At 47.4% G+C, this 16,594-nt stretch carries 13 protein-coding genes and 2 tRNA genes; 10 read left to right on the top strand and 5 right to left on the bottom strand.

Annotated features, from left to right (window positions below):
* Positions 1–82 precede the first annotated feature (82 nt).
* A complete protein-coding gene (locus MHI55_RS07315; RefSeq protein ID WP_340389460.1) occupies positions 83–1,333 on the bottom strand; it encodes an MFS transporter in 1,251 nt (416 codons plus the stop codon).
* A 123-nt stretch (positions 1,334–1,456) separates the two neighbouring features.
* Between MHI55_RS07315 and MHI55_RS07320 the strand changes: the two genes are divergently transcribed.
* Positions 1,457–3,340: an ABC transporter substrate-binding protein gene (locus MHI55_RS07320; RefSeq protein ID WP_340389462.1), complete on the top strand. Its 1,884-nt coding sequence runs from the start codon at positions 1,457–1,459 to the stop codon at positions 3,338–3,340.
* A 243-nt stretch (positions 3,341–3,583) separates the two neighbouring features.
* On the opposite strand, the gene MHI55_RS07325 is transcribed toward MHI55_RS07320, so the two are convergent.
* Entirely contained in the window at positions 3,584–5,077 is a 1,494-nt protein-coding gene (locus MHI55_RS07325) for a serine hydrolase (RefSeq protein ID WP_340389464.1), read from the bottom strand.
* A 248-nt stretch (positions 5,078–5,325) separates the two neighbouring features.
* Here MHI55_RS07325 and MHI55_RS07330 point away from each other — a divergent pair, with 248 nt between their 5' ends.
* From MHI55_RS07330 to MHI55_RS07355, 6 genes are all read left to right on the top strand, one after another.
* Positions 5,326–6,522, top strand: a complete 1,197-nt coding sequence (locus MHI55_RS07330) for a DUF4367 domain-containing protein (protein ID WP_340019589.1) — start codon at positions 5,326–5,328, stop codon at positions 6,520–6,522.
* A 394-nt stretch (positions 6,523–6,916) separates the two neighbouring features.
* A complete protein-coding gene (gene alr, locus MHI55_RS07335) occupies positions 6,917–8,104 on the top strand; it encodes an alanine racemase (RefSeq protein ID WP_340389466.1) in 1,188 nt (395 codons plus the stop codon).
* A gap of 260 nt (positions 8,105–8,364) precedes the next feature.
* Positions 8,365–8,646, top strand: a complete 282-nt coding sequence (locus MHI55_RS07340) for a ribbon-helix-helix protein, CopG family (RefSeq protein ID WP_017690037.1) — start codon at positions 8,365–8,367, stop codon at positions 8,644–8,646.
* Positions 8,647–8,649: 3 nt separating this feature from the next.
* On the top strand, positions 8,650–9,000 hold the full coding sequence (locus MHI55_RS07345; RefSeq protein ID WP_024630714.1) for a type II toxin-antitoxin system PemK/MazF family toxin: 351 nt from the start codon (positions 8,650–8,652) through the stop codon (positions 8,998–9,000).
* 235 nt (positions 9,001–9,235) lie between these two features.
* Positions 9,236–11,425 carry an alpha-galactosidase gene (locus tag MHI55_RS07350; RefSeq protein WP_340389468.1) on the top strand — a complete coding sequence of 730 codons (2,190 nt, stop codon included), beginning with the start codon at positions 9,236–9,238 and terminating at the stop codon, positions 11,423–11,425.
* 276 nt (positions 11,426–11,701) lie between these two features.
* Positions 11,702–13,924 (top strand): Tex family protein, encoded by a 2,223-nt coding sequence (locus MHI55_RS07355; RefSeq protein WP_036611182.1) that lies wholly within the window; start codon positions 11,702–11,704, stop codon positions 13,922–13,924.
* 180 nt (positions 13,925–14,104) lie between these two features.
* Here MHI55_RS07355 and cmpA read toward each other — a convergent pair whose 3' ends face one another.
* Together cmpA and MHI55_RS07365 are read right to left on the bottom strand one after the other, a co-directional pair.
* On the bottom strand, positions 14,105–14,248 hold the full coding sequence (gene cmpA / locus MHI55_RS07360; RefSeq protein ID WP_017690033.1) for a cortex morphogenetic protein CmpA: 144 nt from the start codon (positions 14,246–14,248) through the stop codon (positions 14,105–14,107).
* Positions 14,249–14,430: 182 nt separating this feature from the next.
* The gene (locus MHI55_RS07365) at positions 14,431–14,787 is read right to left on the bottom strand and encodes a hypothetical protein (protein ID WP_047842018.1); all 357 of its coding nucleotides are present in this window, start codon (positions 14,785–14,787) and stop codon (positions 14,431–14,433) included.
* A gap of 119 nt (positions 14,788–14,906) precedes the next feature.
* Here MHI55_RS07365 and MHI55_RS07370 point away from each other — a divergent pair, with 119 nt between their 5' ends.
* The 3 genes from MHI55_RS07370 to MHI55_RS07380 all read left to right on the top strand — a co-directional run bounded on the left by MHI55_RS07370 (position 14,907) and on the right by MHI55_RS07380 (position 15,632).
* Positions 14,907–15,368 (top strand): SprT family protein, encoded by a 462-nt coding sequence (locus MHI55_RS07370; RefSeq protein WP_036669054.1) that lies wholly within the window; start codon positions 14,907–14,909, stop codon positions 15,366–15,368.
* A gap of 93 nt (positions 15,369–15,461) precedes the next feature.
* A tRNA-Asn gene (locus MHI55_RS07375) sits at positions 15,462–15,537 on the top strand.
* 6 nt (positions 15,538–15,543) lie between these two features.
* A tRNA-Ser gene (locus tag MHI55_RS07380) sits at positions 15,544–15,632 on the top strand.
* A 222-nt stretch (positions 15,633–15,854) separates the two neighbouring features.
* On the opposite strand, the gene MHI55_RS07385 is transcribed toward MHI55_RS07380, so the two are convergent.
* The gene (locus MHI55_RS07385; RefSeq protein WP_047842019.1) at positions 15,855–16,553 is read right to left on the bottom strand and encodes a winged helix-turn-helix domain-containing protein; all 699 of its coding nucleotides are present in this window, start codon (positions 16,551–16,553) and stop codon (positions 15,855–15,857) included.
* Positions 16,554–16,594 lie beyond the last annotated feature (41 nt).

Consider the following 16,594-nt stretch of genomic DNA (forward strand, 5'->3'; position numbering starts at 1 on the left):
GATAGTGGACATGAAAAAGAGAGCCAGTTGGGCTCCCTAGGATAATTATTTTGTTTTCGGAAAAGTTGCCAGAAAAGTGAAATCAAGATGCATCTGCACACGGCAGATGTTGATTCTGTTCCTCTGCCTTCCGAAGTAACATTCGGAAAAAGATGAGCGCTCCAAGCCCCATCAAGATATACAGACCAGCCATCGCATAGGAGGGCAGAAAGGCTCCAATGGTTAACCCGAGACTGCCGAGAAGGGCAGCGGCGTTGTAACTCAACCCGTCAGCAGCCATATAGGCAGCACGGTCCGAATCTGGAATTATGCCCGCGAGCATGACCTGACGAACAGGGGCGTACATCAATTCTCCAATCGTTAGCAATATAGCGGATGAGATGAGTAACCAGGCCCAGTTGCTGAAAGCAAGTACGGTGAAACCTGCGGTATAGAGGAGCATACCAACAGTCATAATAGATCGGGACTGGAAGCGACCTATCCATCTGGAGAATGGAATGGCAACCAAAGCGACCATAACGGTGTTAATGACCATGATCAGGCTGAACATATGCAGACCTGAGACATCTGAGCCGAACAGTTGGGCGGTGAATTCATTTTTTAGACGAACAGCGATGTATTTATCCAACTGAAATTCCAGGGAGACTGCAAGTACAGTAGCCGTGAAAAATATCATGAAACGTTTGTCCTGAAAGACCGCCCAGTACGTTTTCAGTATGTTCCTCTGGATGGGAGTATCGCCATAACCAAATACACGTTTATCCATTGTTTCACGAATCATAAAGATCAAAATAAACAGGGTAGCTAGGCTTTCAAGGCATACCAGACTGAACAATAGGAAACGAAATGATTCGAAAAATAGCCCGCCCATCAGTGCACCAAAAGTTACAGCAACGTTTGTTGTCCAATATTGCAATCCATATACATAATGACGTTCATGTTCACTGCTCACGTCGACAATCATGGCATTAGCAATCGGCACGGTGATCCCTGAACTGAGACTGCTGAGCAGAAACATGAGACAAGTGACAATGATCGAATCCATCCACGGCGAATTGGCGATGGCCAAACAAAGTAGAGCCACTACCTGCAGAGTTTGTGCAACCACCATTAACTTCTTCCGTCCAATTCGATCAGACCAATATCCTGCCCACAATCCCACAATCATGGAAGCGACAATATTGACCGTAAGCAATAACCCCGCCAAACCTGCACCAATCTGAATACTCAGATAGATCGCCATGAATGGAATGATGGACTTTTGGGTCAGATCGGTGAAAAAATCAGTAATGATACGTATCCTGATGTTCGGGTGCAAATCGGCGTATTTCATAAGTTGTTTTTCTTCCTTCCCACTGGTCGTGTTGATGTTACTGAGTATAATGGAGGAAAACCTGAAGAAAAACTGTAGAAGCATCCGGATGGATTTCGTATTTTAGCAGAAGGTAGGGCATATATGGACGTATCAGAACATTACATTCAACTGCGATTAAACTTTCCACATGTACATGATGAACAAGAAGTGCATACAACCGTAGGTGAACTCGCCGATCTATTATGTTGTACCATGCGCAATATGAACCTCATTATGAACAAATTCAAGGAGAACGGATGGGTCAGGTGGAACCCGCAACGCGGAAGAGGCAAAAAATCGATGCTGGTATTTTGTGTTCCGTTGCTTGAAGTGGCGCGTGAACGATTTGAACATCTCCTGGATGGGAACAGGATGGAGGACGCCTATGAACTGGCCGCCACCTTACCAATTACAATGAGAGAACATCTGATGCAGCAAATGCAGCATCAATTTGGTCTGCGTTCGAATGGAGGGGACAGAGGACGAGTGGATACATTGCGGATTCCACGGAATATCCCTTTTAAGACATTGGATCCCACGCAGACGGCCATGTGGGGAGAAGTTTTTATTGTTGCGGAGGTTTTTGATCGTTTGGTTCGTTATAATGCTGAACACCAGGTCTGTGAACCGAGTCTGGCTGTAGCATGGGAGAGTCATTCAGAGGGGAGCGAATGGACCTTTTATCTGCACAAAGGTATACCCTTTCATCATGGCAGAATATTGGATTCAGAGGACGTGAAGTTTACCTTTGATCGCATTATCTCTGACAATAGTAACCCGTGCAGGCCTCTGTTTGGATCTATTGAGCGCATAGAGACGTTGGACGAATTGACTGTACGTTTTGTGTTAAACAAGCCTAACTTCATGTTCCCGGATCTGATGAGTAGTATGTCTGCATCGATCTTGCCGAGAGATGTGGAGATGAATCCGCTCCATCCGATTGGAACAGGACCTTATCGGTTGACACGTCATGATTCCAAGCTGCTTGTGTTGGAAGTATTTCCTTCCTACTTCCGAGGCCGAGCCTATATTGACCGCGTTGAAATATGGCAACTTCCCCATTCTGGGAGGGTGGAGTCCGTCATCAAGCATAATATATTTCCGGATGCGGAGCCTCGTGCCGTGCAACATGAGATGCTGGGTGGCATGTATATGACGTTTAATATGCAAAAGGAAGGGCCGCAGCATGATTTGAATTTTCGCCGGGCTGTTCAACAGCTATTGAATGCGCAGGAGTTGTCGCAAGCGCTCGGAAGCACGAACACGCAGGCTGCCTATAGTCTGATTCGAGGACGAGAACAGCAACCTTTAAAGGTGGGTTCAGATCAAGGGGAGCCATGGAAACAGCAATCGGAACAAATAGAATGTTCGGTCACACCTGTTCCTGACCTTTTCGTGGAGACCTCACTGGCGCGGGCCTCAGCATTATTGCGTCATAGCTCTTACCAAGGGCAGAGTTTAAGTCTGTGGGTGGAAGAAGGCGAGAAGATGGAGATGGATATGGTCTGGTTTGCAGAGAGATGTAAACAGATTGGCCTACATATCAACATTATGCCGGGAGATCCGATCCATGCAGTCTATCAAGATGGGTTCGGGGATTGTGATCTGATCTATACAGGAGAAATCTTCAATGATCATGTCGTGCTGAGTCTCGTGACGATGTACACCTTCCAGAACACGTTATTCCTGATTGCGATGAATGATTACTGGAGACATGAACTGGAACAGGAATGTGGACGAGTGGTCATGATCCAGGAACCTGCGGAGCGGTTGAATAGATTGATTCGGCTAGAAGATCGACTGATTCAGGAGGCATTGCTTCTGCCCACATACAGCTTCAAGGAAGAACACACCCATCATGATTCGCTGAGAGATTATCGTCTTGCGGGGTATGGTCTGCCTGATCTGCGCAGATTGTGGGTGAAGAGAAGCCCTGGGGCCGCTGAAGAGGATACGAGTTATCCGGTGTATATTCCGTTGTGGTAGGATTAGCTGCCACAACGGAAATGAATCAGGCGTTTTCTATATAAATTGAACTAAACATTTATACAAAACGGAGAGGACAGAAATAACCTGAGGAAGCAGAGCGTTCGCCTTTATCCCCGGATTTTCACTTTATGAAAAGAAATCAAAAAAATCTGGGGATAACAGCGATCAGAAGGTTGTTCTGTCATCGGAGTGACCAGTGTAAATATATTCATTAGTTCAATTTATATAGTTTCAGATCATTTACGAAACCCTGATGAATTCAATAGGCTTTGTACCCGGTTCAAGCAACAAAGGAATGGAGATGGATTGAGCAACTTCTGAAGATTCATTGAGGGTAAACGTATACGTGATCTTCAGACCGAATAACACAAATTCGACGGAAAACGTATCTTTCCCGGTGTATTCCATGGGCATTTCAATGGCGTTAAAGGTTGCTTGCAACCCGTCCGTTGTCTCTTGAATCGACATCTCGCCATAACCAGGATGCGTGTAAATACCCGCATAAGCGGTGTAAGGGCGATCACAAGGTATGATGTGAGGTTCTTCAATATTTTCCTCAACGGCAGTGTCTGCTTGAATAGGCACTTCCAGAGGATTCTCCGGATTAGCCTCCGTTTCTGTTGATTCTTTCCCCATTAATTTTCTCAATTTGAAACTCCAATTGACGGGTTCTAATCCAAGCAGTCGGTCCATGATACGAAAAGCAACCGTATAGGGAATTATACTTCCGTTGGTATTACTCAGAACCACGATTCCAATCTGCTCCTCTGGCAAAAAGGCAACTTGTGATGCAAAGCCATCAATAGCCCCACCATGATGAATCATGGCATGTCCACGATAAGGCTCAATCATCCAACCCAGACCATATGTACTCATAGGCAGTTCTTGGCTTATAAACGGCGAATCACTGGGCATCTGAGGACTATGCATAATCTTCATCTGTTCCTTAGATATCAATGACGTTCCTTCCCATTGACCTTGATGCAACTGGAATTGAAGCCATGCAATCATATCGATTAGATTGCTGTTAATGGAACCAGCAGGTCCTATGGCATCAATGGCTCGAAAAGGTATTCTCGTATTCTGACCATCCTTCTCCATATAAGGGTAAGCATAGTTAGGCTGAAGTTGCATTTTTTCAACAGAGAACAGACTTGAGTTCATACCCAGCGGATTAAATAGAGTCTTCTGAACCATCTGCTCCCACGAAGTTTCATTGAGCTGTCCAACCAGATAACCTGCCGTCATGTACATCAGGTTCTGATACTGCCATTTGTTTCGGAAATCCTGATTTGGCTCCAGATACTGTAATGTTCGAACAAGTTCTTCTCTTGTACGCGGGGAGTTGTACCATACCAACTCATGCCTTGGAAGACCCGAACGATGACACAGCATGTCGCGAATAGTTATACGTTCTGTTGCGACCGGATCAAACATCTGGAAGTCTTTCATATACGACTTCACAGGGGTATCCCAGTCCAGTATCCCCTGATCCACAAGCAGAGCAGCAGTTGCTGCGGTAAAGGCTTTGGTACTTGAACCGATGGCAAACAACGTATTAGGGGTAACTTCAAGTTTGGACTCCAGGTCACGATAACCGTAGCCTTTTTGCCAGACGACTTTATCCTTATGGACCACCGCCACCGCTGTGCCGACACCATTCCATAATTGAAGCTGCTCGTCGATGAATTCATCCAGTCCTTCCAGTGATGTGCGAAGCTTTGTTGTCGTCATACCTTTTCCTCCTAATATTCAATAAAACGAATAATCTCCTACAATTCACTATGCCTTTTCTGGATAAAGTTAACATCCTCCCTGAGACTGATTTTGCGTAGCAATGCCGTATTAACGGACTTCACCGATTGCTTGTCAAACTAGTCCGCATATATCGAACAAGTCCCTCATAACATGTACTAATCAAGTAGGGATTCTGCTGCAAGCACAATCCTGAAGTGAAAACATGTGCTAAAGGGGATGATGTCATGCGCCGAATATCATGGATGCTTGCCATGGTATTGGTCTTATCGGCCTTACTTGCCGCCTGCGGGAAGAAGGATGCGGCAGCTGTGGTCAAAGATCTGAACGAAGTCGTAGGAGAGATGGAAAGTTACCAGGGGGCAGGCGTGATGACGCTGCATACCGGAGATACGCCGCAGCAGTACAAGGTCGAGGTATGGCATCAGAAGCCTTCCTATTATCGTATTGCGTTAACGAATGCCAAAAAGGATGTAACACAGATTGTACTGCGTAACGATGAAGGCGTGTTTGTTTTGACACCGAGCCAGAACAAAAGCTTCCGTTTTCAGAGCAATTGGCCAGATAATCAAGGACAGGTATATCTCTATGAAACATTGATTCGGAGCATTACGGGGGATACAACCCGTCAGTTTGCGGATGAGAAGGAGAGCTATGTTTTTGATGTAGCTGCCAATTATAATACACATGCACTCGTCAGACAGAAGATCTGGCTGAACAAAAGTGATTACGCACCGAAACAGGTTGAGGTATCCGACTCCAATGCCAATGTGGTCGTGGATGTGAAGTTCGATTCCTTCAAATTTGGTGCTGCATTTGAGAAAGACGCCTTTGACATGCAACGTAACATGACAGCAGCTACAAAAGAGGGCGGCCAAACAGGAACGGATTCTGGTGTAACTCCTGCGGAGCAAACAGGTGAGGGCGGTAAAGAACCTGCCAATCCTCAGACTGCGCCGGAACCTGATGGAGCCGTTACTGATGGACAGTCGGGTGTAGGTGGTGACACAGAGCAGCAAGGTACAGAAGGTGCTGCAACAGGTCAGGAAGGCGAAGAGCCAACACTTGCAGAACCGGAAGGGGCAGACAGCTTCGGCGTGATTCAGCCGACCTATGCGCCGGAAGGCGTGCAGCTCAAGGACGATCAGATTCTGGAAGAAGCGGGAGACTATTCGGTTATGCTTCGTTATGAAGGAACATATAATTACACGATATTCGAAGCCAGACCACAGGATCGAGCTGTATCACTTGCTCCATCCAGTGTAGTAGATCTTGGATTCACACTGGGGATGATCAGCGGAGATGCATTGAAGACTCTGACATGGATGACAGATGGCATAGAATATCGGATCACCAGTGCCGACCTGCCTCAGAACGAAATGGCACGCATTGCAACATCGATGCAGGAAGAGTCAGGCAAATGATTTTTGAACAAATGAACGAATAGTAGCATAAACATAAGGAATGCTAAGAAGCATCGGAGACCTGTTCTCCGGTGCTTTGCTTTGATGTAAGAAAGGTATTCATTTAGCGCTGTTTTTCTTACCCGATACACTCAATAAAGCAAAATGCGCTTCTACGCAGAGGGAACCGGGTAAATAATCGATATAAGCAGATTTTGCTTGGGTGAAAAGTGGGATTTTGCCCTGCTAATCTCGCTTATCGGTCTTCTTCTGTGTTCGCATTTGTTCTTCAAAAGGCACACCTTACATCTGTTTTTGGATGCGAAACTTCGGTTCATTTGACAGTCACATGCTGGAGCATTACGATGGAGTCTGACGTGAGCCGGATTAAGATGATTAGAGAAGGTGACTTAACGTGCAAGGACAATATCGGCCGACCCAAGCGGAGATCAATTTGGATCATTTGTGTACTAACGTAGAAGCTTTCCGCGAGGCATTGCCTCAGGGCATGAAATTCCTCGCCTGTGTGAAGGCCAATGCCTATGGACATGGAGCGGTGGAGACGGCTAGGGAACTGGAACGAGTGGGTGTGGATTACTTAAGTGTGGCTTTTCTTGACGAAGCTCTAGAACTGCGACAACATGGGATTACGATTCCAATCCTGGTACTGGGATATACGCCGCCTGAAGGAATCGCTGTTGCATGGCAACATGATGTGACCGTCACATTGTTCAGCAGGGAAGTGCTTGACGCCATTCGACATCTGGATGCGAGCACATTCGCTAACCAACTGAAGGTTCATATTAAAATCGACAGCGGCATGGGCCGATTAGGTCTGTTGCCTGGCGATGAGGCATTGGCTTTCATTCAGGAAGTAGCTTCGCTCAATCAGGTGATGCTGGAAGGTATGTTTACCCATTTTGCCAGAGCAGATGAAGAAGACAAAACCTATACACTGGAGCAGTATAGACGGTTCCAAAGCGTAGTTCGTGCGCTCAGGGATCAGGGATGTTCCATCCCGATTATACATACGGCGAACAGCGCCGCTGCCATTGATACACCGGAATTGTCCTATGACATGGTACGTGTGGGAATAAGCCTGTACGGACTGTATCCTTCGGCTGAGGTGAATCATCAGGTGGTGAAGCTGTCCCCGGTATTGACGCTGAAGACAAAAGCGGTTCTGGTCAAAACACTGCCACCCCATTGGGGGATCAGTTACGGAACCCGTTATTTTACGCAAGGTTACGAACGAATAGCGACCCTGCCGATCGGATATGCAGACGGATTCTCCAGAATGCTGACAGGTAAAGCAGAAGTGCTTGTACGCGGACGCCGCGTCCCTGTCGTCGGTACAATCTGCATGGATCAGTGTATGGTGTCGTTACAATCTTTCGCGGAAGAGGCGGAAGAAATTCAAGTCGGCGAAGAGGTTGTCCTCATCGGTCATCAGTCTGGTGGCGTAATAACCGCAGACGAGGTGGCATCTCAGCTCGGTACGATTGCTTATGAAGTGATCTGCATGATGGCGCACCGCATTCCGCGGGTATATACCCGCGGGGGAGCAGTAGTCGCCAGAATCAATCCACTTTTGACATCCTGACAGGTAAACTGGACGTCATTCCCAATAAACTTTTTTTCAGAACAGAAGGAAAACTGTCGGAGCATCTCGAATTATGTATGACGGTAAGGATTTAATTCCTGAATTGAGATGTTTGGTCTGTACGAATATTGTTCCCCGTGTTTATAATGGAGTACAGCATACTTGATATACTCGGGGCATATATATTCCTTTGTATAAAAGTTCTGGAAAAACGTAATACTGGTTCACAATGGCGAAAGGTTTGTGGGGGTGGAAGAAAGGTGGCCAACTTGCAGAACACCAAGCGGATCATGATCAGTTTACCTGATTATCTTTTGCAGGAAGTGGATGGCATCGTAGCGCTGGAGAATTCCAACCGCAGCGAATTGATTAGGCAGGCTATGAAGCTGTATTTAACGGAGCGTAAGAAACGTTACATCCGTGAAACGATGCAGCGAGGGTACATGGAGATGGCAAAAATTAATCTGACCATGGCATCCGAAGCCTTTCATGCGGAGGAAGATGCGGACAGCACTCTGGACCGCTTAGTTAGCGGGGTGTAGACATTGATCGTAAAACGTGGTGACGTTTTTTTTGCGGATCTTTCTCCCGTTGTCGGTTCCGAGCAAGGTGGAGTCAGGCCGGTTCTGGTGATCCAGAATGATATCGGCAACCGGTTCAGTCCAACTTGTATTGTGGCGGCTATCACCGCCCAAATCCAGAAGGCAAAGCTGCCAACGCATGTTGAAATTGATGCGGCGGCACACGGCTTTGACCGGGACTCGGTTATTTTGCTCGAACAAATACGGACGATTGATAAACAGAGGCTGACTGACAAGATTACCCATCTGGACGAGGAGACCATGAAATTGGTCAACGAAGCCTTACAGATCAGCCTTGGTTTAATCGATTTTTAAGGCAACAACCAGCGTCTTGTACGCTGCACTGCCGTCCGTTGGCAATGGATGTTCCCGTAAGGGAACACACTGAATTCAGACTGTAACCAAAAGAGCGTATGACATCCTTCGGGCTGTTATGCGCTCTTTTGATTAAAGCTTGATGAAAGCGTAGAACATTGGCGATCTTTTCGCTATAATGAAACCTGAGAAACCGTTTACCCGAAAGACCTATATATAGAGGTGGAGGAGACATATGAGCATTTACATCAATCAGGAGAAACTTCAGTTTCATTTACAGACCCGCGAGGCCAGTTACGTATTTCAGGTACTGCCTTCAGGATATTTGGTGCATTTGTATTATGGCAAAAAATTACGCGACACCGATCTGAGCTGGTTGCATGTTCGTACAGAACGAGCATCTTTCAGTCCGAACCCGGTACCAGAGGACCGTACAATTTCATTTGATACATTGGCAGTGGAACTACCCGTGTATGGCACAAGTGATTTCCGTAATCCGGCTATCCAACTGGAACTTGAGAATGGCTCGACGGTTTCGGAGTTTACGTATACAGGCCATCGATTGGTCAAAGGAAAGACAGCGCTTACTGGTTTGCCAGCAACGTATGTTGAATCCGATGAAGAAGCAGAGACGCTGGTTATTGAGTTGGAAGACCGCGTTGCGGGTATCAAAATCGAGCTTTCCTATACAGCCTTTACGGCATTTAATGCGATTACACGCTCCATGCGTATCGTTAATGAGAGCGCTACCTCAGTGAATGTGGCGCGTGCGCTCAGTTCATCTGTTGATTTTCCGCATGCAGATTATGAATTGTTGCAGTTGTCAGGGGCATGGACACGGGAACGTGATATTGTTCGCAGACCGCTTGCGTCAGGCCTGCAAGGGATTGAGAGCCGTCGCGGTTCAAGCAGTCACCAGCAGAATCCTTTTATTGCACTGATGACACCAGGCACGGATGAAGACCAAGGTGAAGTTTATGGATTCAGTCTCGTCTATAGTGGTAGCTTCACTGCACAGGCTGAAGTGGATCAGTTCCACACCACCCGTGTGTCACTCGGAATCAATCCGTTCGAGTTCAGCTGGAAGCTGGAGCCGCAAGAAACGTTCCAGACACCTGAGACGGTTATGGTGTACTCGGCTGCAGGTTTGGACGGCATGTCACAGTCCTACCACGAATTGTATCGGGAGCGTCTTGCGCGTGGTAAGTTCCGTAATGCGGAACGTCCGGTTCTGGTCAATAACTGGGAAGCAACCTACTTTGGATTCAATGCAGACAAGATTGAGCAGATCGCTCGCGCCGGACAGAAGCTGGGTATTGAGCTGTTTGTCTTGGATGATGGCTGGTTTGGACATCGGGACAGTGACAACTCCTCGCTGGGCGACTGGATTGTAGATAAGAACAAATTGCCACAGGGATTGGATGATCTGGCTAACCGCGTAACAGGTCTGGATATGCAGTTCGGATTGTGGTTTGAGCCTGAGATGATCTCACCAGACAGTGAGCTGTACCGAGCGCATCCGGACTGGTGTCTGCATGTGCCTGATCGTCGCCGCACAGAAGGACGTCAACAACTGGTACTCGACTTCTCTCGTCAGGATGTACGTGATGAGATTGTGCGGATGTTAACAGACGTACTTGGTTCTGCACCAATCACTTATGTGAAATGGGACATGAACCGCAATATGACGGAAGTGGGTTCTGCATTGCTTCCGGCAGATAGACAGCGTGAGACAGCGCATCGTTACATGCTCGGACTGTATGACGTTATGGAACGAATCACTTCGGCGTTCCCGAACATTCTCTTTGAAAGCTGTTCAGGTGGTGGTGGCCGCTTCGATCCAGGTATGCTGTATTACATGCCACAGACGTGGACAAGTGATAACACGGATGCTATATCCCGCCTGCGGATTCAATACGGTACGAGTCTTGTATACCCGGTAAGTTCGATGGGATCGCATATCTCAGCGGTACCGAATCATCAGGTCAACCGGATCACTTCTCTTGAGATTCGGGGACATGTTGCGATGTCGGGCAACTTTGGGTACGAGCTGGACCTGACAAAATTCACGGAGGAAGAGAACGACATCGTGAAAGCCCAGGTTGAGCTGTACAAAGAGATTCGTGGAACGGTTCAATATGGAACATTCCGTCGCTTGCTCAGTCCGTTTGAAGGCAATGAGACGGCGTGGATGTTTATTGCACCGGACGGAAGCGAAGCTGTTGTATTCTACTTCCGTGTGCTCTCTGAGCCCAATGCGCCACTTCAGCGCCTGAAGCTGAAAGGATTGGACCCTAATGCGGATTACCGTCTGAAAGGCGGATCGGAGACCTTTACCGGCGATGCCCTCATGTATGGCGGTATTTCGGTAGGCAGCACATCAGGAGACTATCTGAGCGAGATGTTCCGGTTCGAGCGCGTCTAGATTGCTATTTTATTTAAAGCTTTAAAAAAAGGGAGGACCGAGGAGCGTCGTGATGACGATTTTCGGTCTTTTTTTGACGTAATGGGGAAGGCTGGAGGATGACATCATTCTGTCAGAACTTGTATGCTTGCGGATTGATGGAAATCTGGACGTGATTCTGTGATAATATAGGGTAGAGTGGAAGAAACAAATGGTTCAACTATACTGTAATTACAGCAGCAAAGCTGCCCTGAAATGATTGTAACGAACGATTCAGGAAGGAAAGAGGGATTTATTTTGTCTGAACAGGAAACGGTTCTGGAACCCAATGAAGAAACAATAAAGGCAGAACGCCATGAACGAATCATCAAACAGGTAGCCAAGGAACTGTCACTGTCCTTGAAGCAGGTCCGCACAACGTCGGAGCTTCTGGACGAAGGCAATACGATTCCATTTATCGCCCGCTACCGTAAAGAAATGACTGGAGAGCTGGATGAGAACCAGCTGCGATCGATTGAAGAACGCATTGTTTATCTGCGCAATCTTGAGGATCGCAAATTGGAAGTCATCCGTATTATAGAGGAACAGGGCAAACTGACCGGAGAACTGAAGCAATCCATTACGCAAGCTGTGAAGCTGCAGGAAGTGGAAGATCTGTATCGACCTTACCGTCAGAAGCGGAAAACGCGTGCCAGTGTGGCCAAGGAAAAAGGTCTTGAGCCCCTTGCTGTATGGATCTGGGGTCAACCGAAACAAGGAGATGTACTCCAGGAAGCTGCGAAATATATCAATGCTGAACTGGGTGTAGAAGATGCGGAGTCGGCGCTTCAGGGAGCCAAAGATATTCTCGCAGAGAACATCGCAGATGATGCTGCCATTCGTGCCTGGATTCGTCGATACACCTTGGATCACGGGATGCTGACTTCCGAAGCGAAGGATGCTCAAGAGGAGTCCGTGTACGAGAATTATTATGATTACCGCGAATTGGCCAAAAAGATGCCTCCACACCGTATTCTCGCGATTAATCGCGGTGAACGTGAGAGTATTCTGAAAGTCGGCCTGGACGTACAGGCAGAACCGGCCCATCGCCATATGGAAGGACAGATCATTCGTGGTGCTTCTGCCGTGCAGGATATCCTGCGTGATGTGATTGAAGATGCATACAAGCGGCTGATTGCGCCTTCCATCGAGCGTGAAGTTCGTGGAGAGCTCACGGAAAAGGGTGAAAATCAGGCCATATCGGTATTCTCGGCCAATCTGCGTAACCTGTTACTTCAACCGCCGATTCATGGCAAACGTGTGCTGGGTGTCGATCCGGCCTATCGTACCGGTTGTAAACTGGCTGTAGTAGATGATACGGGCAAACTGCTGGAAGTGGCTGTGACCTACCCAACGCCACCACACAACAAGAAACGTGAAGCTGCCGAAGTATTCCATCGCATGATCAAGCAATATGATATCGGACTGATCGTCATTGGTAATGGTACCGGATCACGTGAGACGGAGCAGTTTGTTGCCGAGATCATTCAGGAGAACGGTGATGAAAGTCTTGTGTATCTGATTGTTAACGAAGCAGGCGCGAGTGTATATTCTGCATCCAAACTGGCCCAGGAAGAGTTCCCGGATCTGGATGTTGCGGAGCGCAGTGCAGCTTCCATTGCACGTCGTGTACAAGACCCGCTGGCGGAGTTGGTTAAGATTGATCCAAAAGCCATTGGCGTGGGTCAATATCAGCATGACGTCTCCCAGAAGATTCTCGAAGAAAGCCTGAAGGCTGTCGTGGAATCCGCAGTTAACCATGTGGGTGTGGATGTGAATACAGCATCACCTTCGTTACTGTCATATGTTGCCGGAGTTAATGCTACGATTGCCAAAAACATCGTGAAGTACCGTGAAGAAAATGGCCGGTTTACAAACCGCCGTCAGCTTCAGAAGGTGCCACGTCTGGGTGCCAAAACCTATGAACAGTGCGTAGGATTTATGCGTATTGGTGAGGGAGAGAACCCGCTGGACCGTACACCTATTCACCCTGAGTCTTACAAGGTAGTGGATCAGCTGTTCAAGGAGCTTCAGGTTGCACTGGACAAGCTGGGCAGCAAGGAACTGTCGGTATTACTGTCGGAGCAACAGCCAGAGCAATTGGCTGTGAAACTGGACGTAGGTGTGCCTACATTGCGTGACATTCTGGACAGCTTGCAGCGTCCGGGGCGTGACCCGCGTGAAGAAATGCCGTTGCCAATCTTCCGTACAGATGTATTGAAAATTGAGGATCTGGTGGAAGGCATGGAGCTGCAAGGTACGGTTCGGAACGTTATTGATTTTGGTGCCTTTGTTGATATTGGGATCAAGAGTGATGGGCTTGTCCATATTTCACAGCTCAGCAACGGGTATGTTAAACATCCGATGGACGTTGTGTCTGTCGGGGATAATGTAACGGTCTGGGTTATGAGTGTGGATACCAAAAAAGGCCGTGTCGGCCTGACGATGAAGAAGCCTGCTTCTGCGCAACAGTCTTCTTAAATAGTAGGATTGGAGAATAGCCTTCCCTAACCAGGAAGGCTGTTTGTTGTCGACAGTAATAGTCCCGTTATCCGTTCTAATTCCTCTAGTAAGTACGGTGGGCAATATGTGCATTTTCTTAAAGTGCGTGTTCAAAGGGCCATCCTTCGTAATCCAATGCAGACTCTTATGAACAACCTCTTAAAGTTCGTTCTCCGCGCTGCGTGGTGTGCCATTTGCTGGTTTGTTACGATAAAAGAACCAGCATTCGTTCAGCAACTTGATCTGCCGGCTGTCCTTTTTGTGAAATGCACGCATCAGTTGATTGCAAAGCCATTGAGGCAAGGGTATCTCCTCCTCTTGCATAATTCATCTGTACGTTAGCATATGTGGCAATAGCCTGGACTGTGCGGGATAAGTGGAGGCCTCCGGCAAATCAATCTGGTTCAATCAAAAAAAAGCACAAATCCCAATTCAGGGAAATGTGCTTTTCGTTCTCATCATTATAAAATGATACCAGCGGTGAATTAGAGGGCTTCCATCTCTTCTTCATACCATTGTTCCAGTTGGGCCTGAAGAGCCCGAATCTCGGTAAGGAGAGAAATCAAAGGATAATGGCTTTCACGTAATACTGCAAAAGATTCTTCAAGCGCATTGATATAATCAAGGCCACCGATGATAGTAAGATTTTCGTTTAGGAGATCGAGGCTGTCACATTCGGCGATCGCCCAAGGCAGGACAGGGACATCTGCTGCAGTGAGTTTATCAATTTCCTTGTGCAGGCGCAGGTTGAGCGCACTGAGTTGATAGGCGTAATCTGCGGGCATTTCCACGAACTGCAAGTGTTGTTCCTGCTGCAGGATGACATAGCGCATTGTAGGCATAACGAGTAATAATCTCCCCTCATACATTCTACTTGACAGTGTAGCCTACGAAACGGTTAAAATTCAAGTATTATACCGGAAAAACAAATGCTCCGAGGGGGTGCAAGGAGAGGATATCGATGGAAAATGAGGAATTGCAACAATGGATTGAACAGGTATCCCTGGATCATTTCGGAGTGCCGTTCACCCATGAAGCGTTGTTTAACAGTCGCCTGACCACGACGGGTGGGCGTTATATGCTCAAAAGTCACCGGATTGAGATCAATCCGCATCAACTCGAAGCCTATGGGCGAGATGAGGTTGAGAAAATCATCAAGCATGAGCTGTGTCACTATCATCTGCATATTCGTGGGCGCGGCTATCAGCATCGTGACCCGGAATTCAAGGCTTTATTGCAGAAGGTTGGCGGCTCGCGTTACTGCCAATCACTTCCTGACGGCAAAGGCAGAAAGCCGCTGCCATATCGTTATAAGCTGGTGTGCAAGAGCTGTGGTACGGAATATTTGCGCAAGCGGAAAATAGATCCGAAGCGTTACCGTTGTGGCCGCTGCGCGGGAAAACTGGGGCTTCAGAATATCTGATGTGCGTTTCGTTCAATGTATTAAAGAAAGTGATGGAAGGGATGTTGACTTGGATTATTAATCATGGTAGATTAATCTTATTCAAGTTAATTTTCCCTGATAGCTCAGTTGGTAGAGCACTCGACTGTTAATCGAGTTGTCACAGGTTCGAGCCCTGTTCGGGGAGCCATTTCTTGGAGAGATACCCAAGTGGCTATAAGGGGACCCTCTGCTAAGGGGTTAGACTGCGTAAGCGGTGCGAGGGTTCGAATCCCTCTCTCTCCGTTCTGAATTAAACTTCTCTGCAAAGGGATGAGAACCCTAAAGGTTCGTCGGAGCATAAGCTTCGTTAGCAATACTTCGCAGTCTCGAACGAAGTGAGAGTACTCCTCTTTCTCCGTTCTGATTGCACAAAGAATCCTCTTCACATTAGACCGGTTAACGGTCAGTGTGAAGGGGATTTTTTGCGTTTACTGATCTTTGCTTATCCTTGGTGTACGCCTCAGCCTAAAGTGAAATGCTCAACATCTCGTATAAACCTTTCTTGCCTGCTTCCGTTACTTCGACAGAGCGACTTCCTGTTTTTTGACGAATCCAGTCCAGTTCCGCTAACCGATGTCTGAGTTGTTCCCCAAGCATACCTGAGAGATGATGACGGCGTTCGCTCCAATCCAGACATTTGCGAGCGATGGCACGGCGTGATCCCGGCTTCATCTGAAGTTCAATTCCGAACGTAGTGAACCACTGTATTCCTTTCTCTGTAACTTGATAATCCTTGCTGTGTGCCTCTTCGGGGTCTGAAAGATACCCCTTTTGTACTAAGGCTTCACAGAGCGAGATTCCCAATTTCCCGGCCAGATGACCATAACAGGTCCGTGCATGACTCAGTTGTTGAAGCTGATCGGATTGTTTGAGAGAGCGGATCTGTACAGGCGGAGCAATACTGGCCATGCTTTCAATCAGATTAGCAATTTCTTTGTTTGCAAGACGGTAGTATCGGTGGCGCCCTTGTTGTTCAACTTCGAGTAATCCTCCCTCTACGAGTTTAGCTAGATGGCTGCTTGCCGTCTGGGGAGTGACACTTGCCATATGAGCAAGCTCTCCTGCGGGCAACGCACGGCCATCCAGTAAGGATGATAGAAAAATAGCGCGGCTTGGATCAGCGATTAACGACGCAATAACAGTAATATTCGGATATACATTCATACTTCGATCATACCTGAACTATTACTGTATTACAATCGAGT

The sequence above is a fragment of the Paenibacillus sp. FSL E2-0151 genome, from assembly GCF_037993015.1.
Classification (GTDB): Bacteria; Bacillota; Bacilli; order Paenibacillales; family Paenibacillaceae; genus Paenibacillus; species Paenibacillus amylolyticus.

Coding starts and splice junctions, on each gene's coding strand:
- MHI55_RS07315 (WP_340389460.1), bottom strand. CDS start 1,333: ATGAAATACGCCGATTTGCACCCGAACATCAGGATACGTATCATTACT.
- MHI55_RS07320 (WP_340389462.1), top strand. CDS start 1,457: ATGGACGTATCAGAACATTACATTCAACTGCGATTAAACTTTCCACAT.
- MHI55_RS07325 (WP_340389464.1), bottom strand. CDS start 5,077: ATGACGACAACAAAGCTTCGCACATCACTGGAAGGACTGGATGAATTC.
- MHI55_RS07330 (WP_340019589.1), top strand. CDS start 5,326: ATGCGCCGAATATCATGGATGCTTGCCATGGTATTGGTCTTATCGGCC.
- MHI55_RS07350 (WP_340389468.1), top strand. CDS start 9,236: ATGAGCATTTACATCAATCAGGAGAAACTTCAGTTTCATTTACAGACC.
- MHI55_RS07365 (WP_047842018.1), bottom strand. CDS start 14,787: ATGCCTACAATGCGCTATGTCATCCTGCAGCAGGAACAACACTTGCAG.
- MHI55_RS07370 (WP_036669054.1), top strand. CDS start 14,907: ATGGAAAATGAGGAATTGCAACAATGGATTGAACAGGTATCCCTGGAT.
- MHI55_RS07385 (WP_047842019.1), bottom strand. CDS start 16,553: ATGAATGTATATCCGAATATTACTGTTATTGCGTCGTTAATCGCTGAT.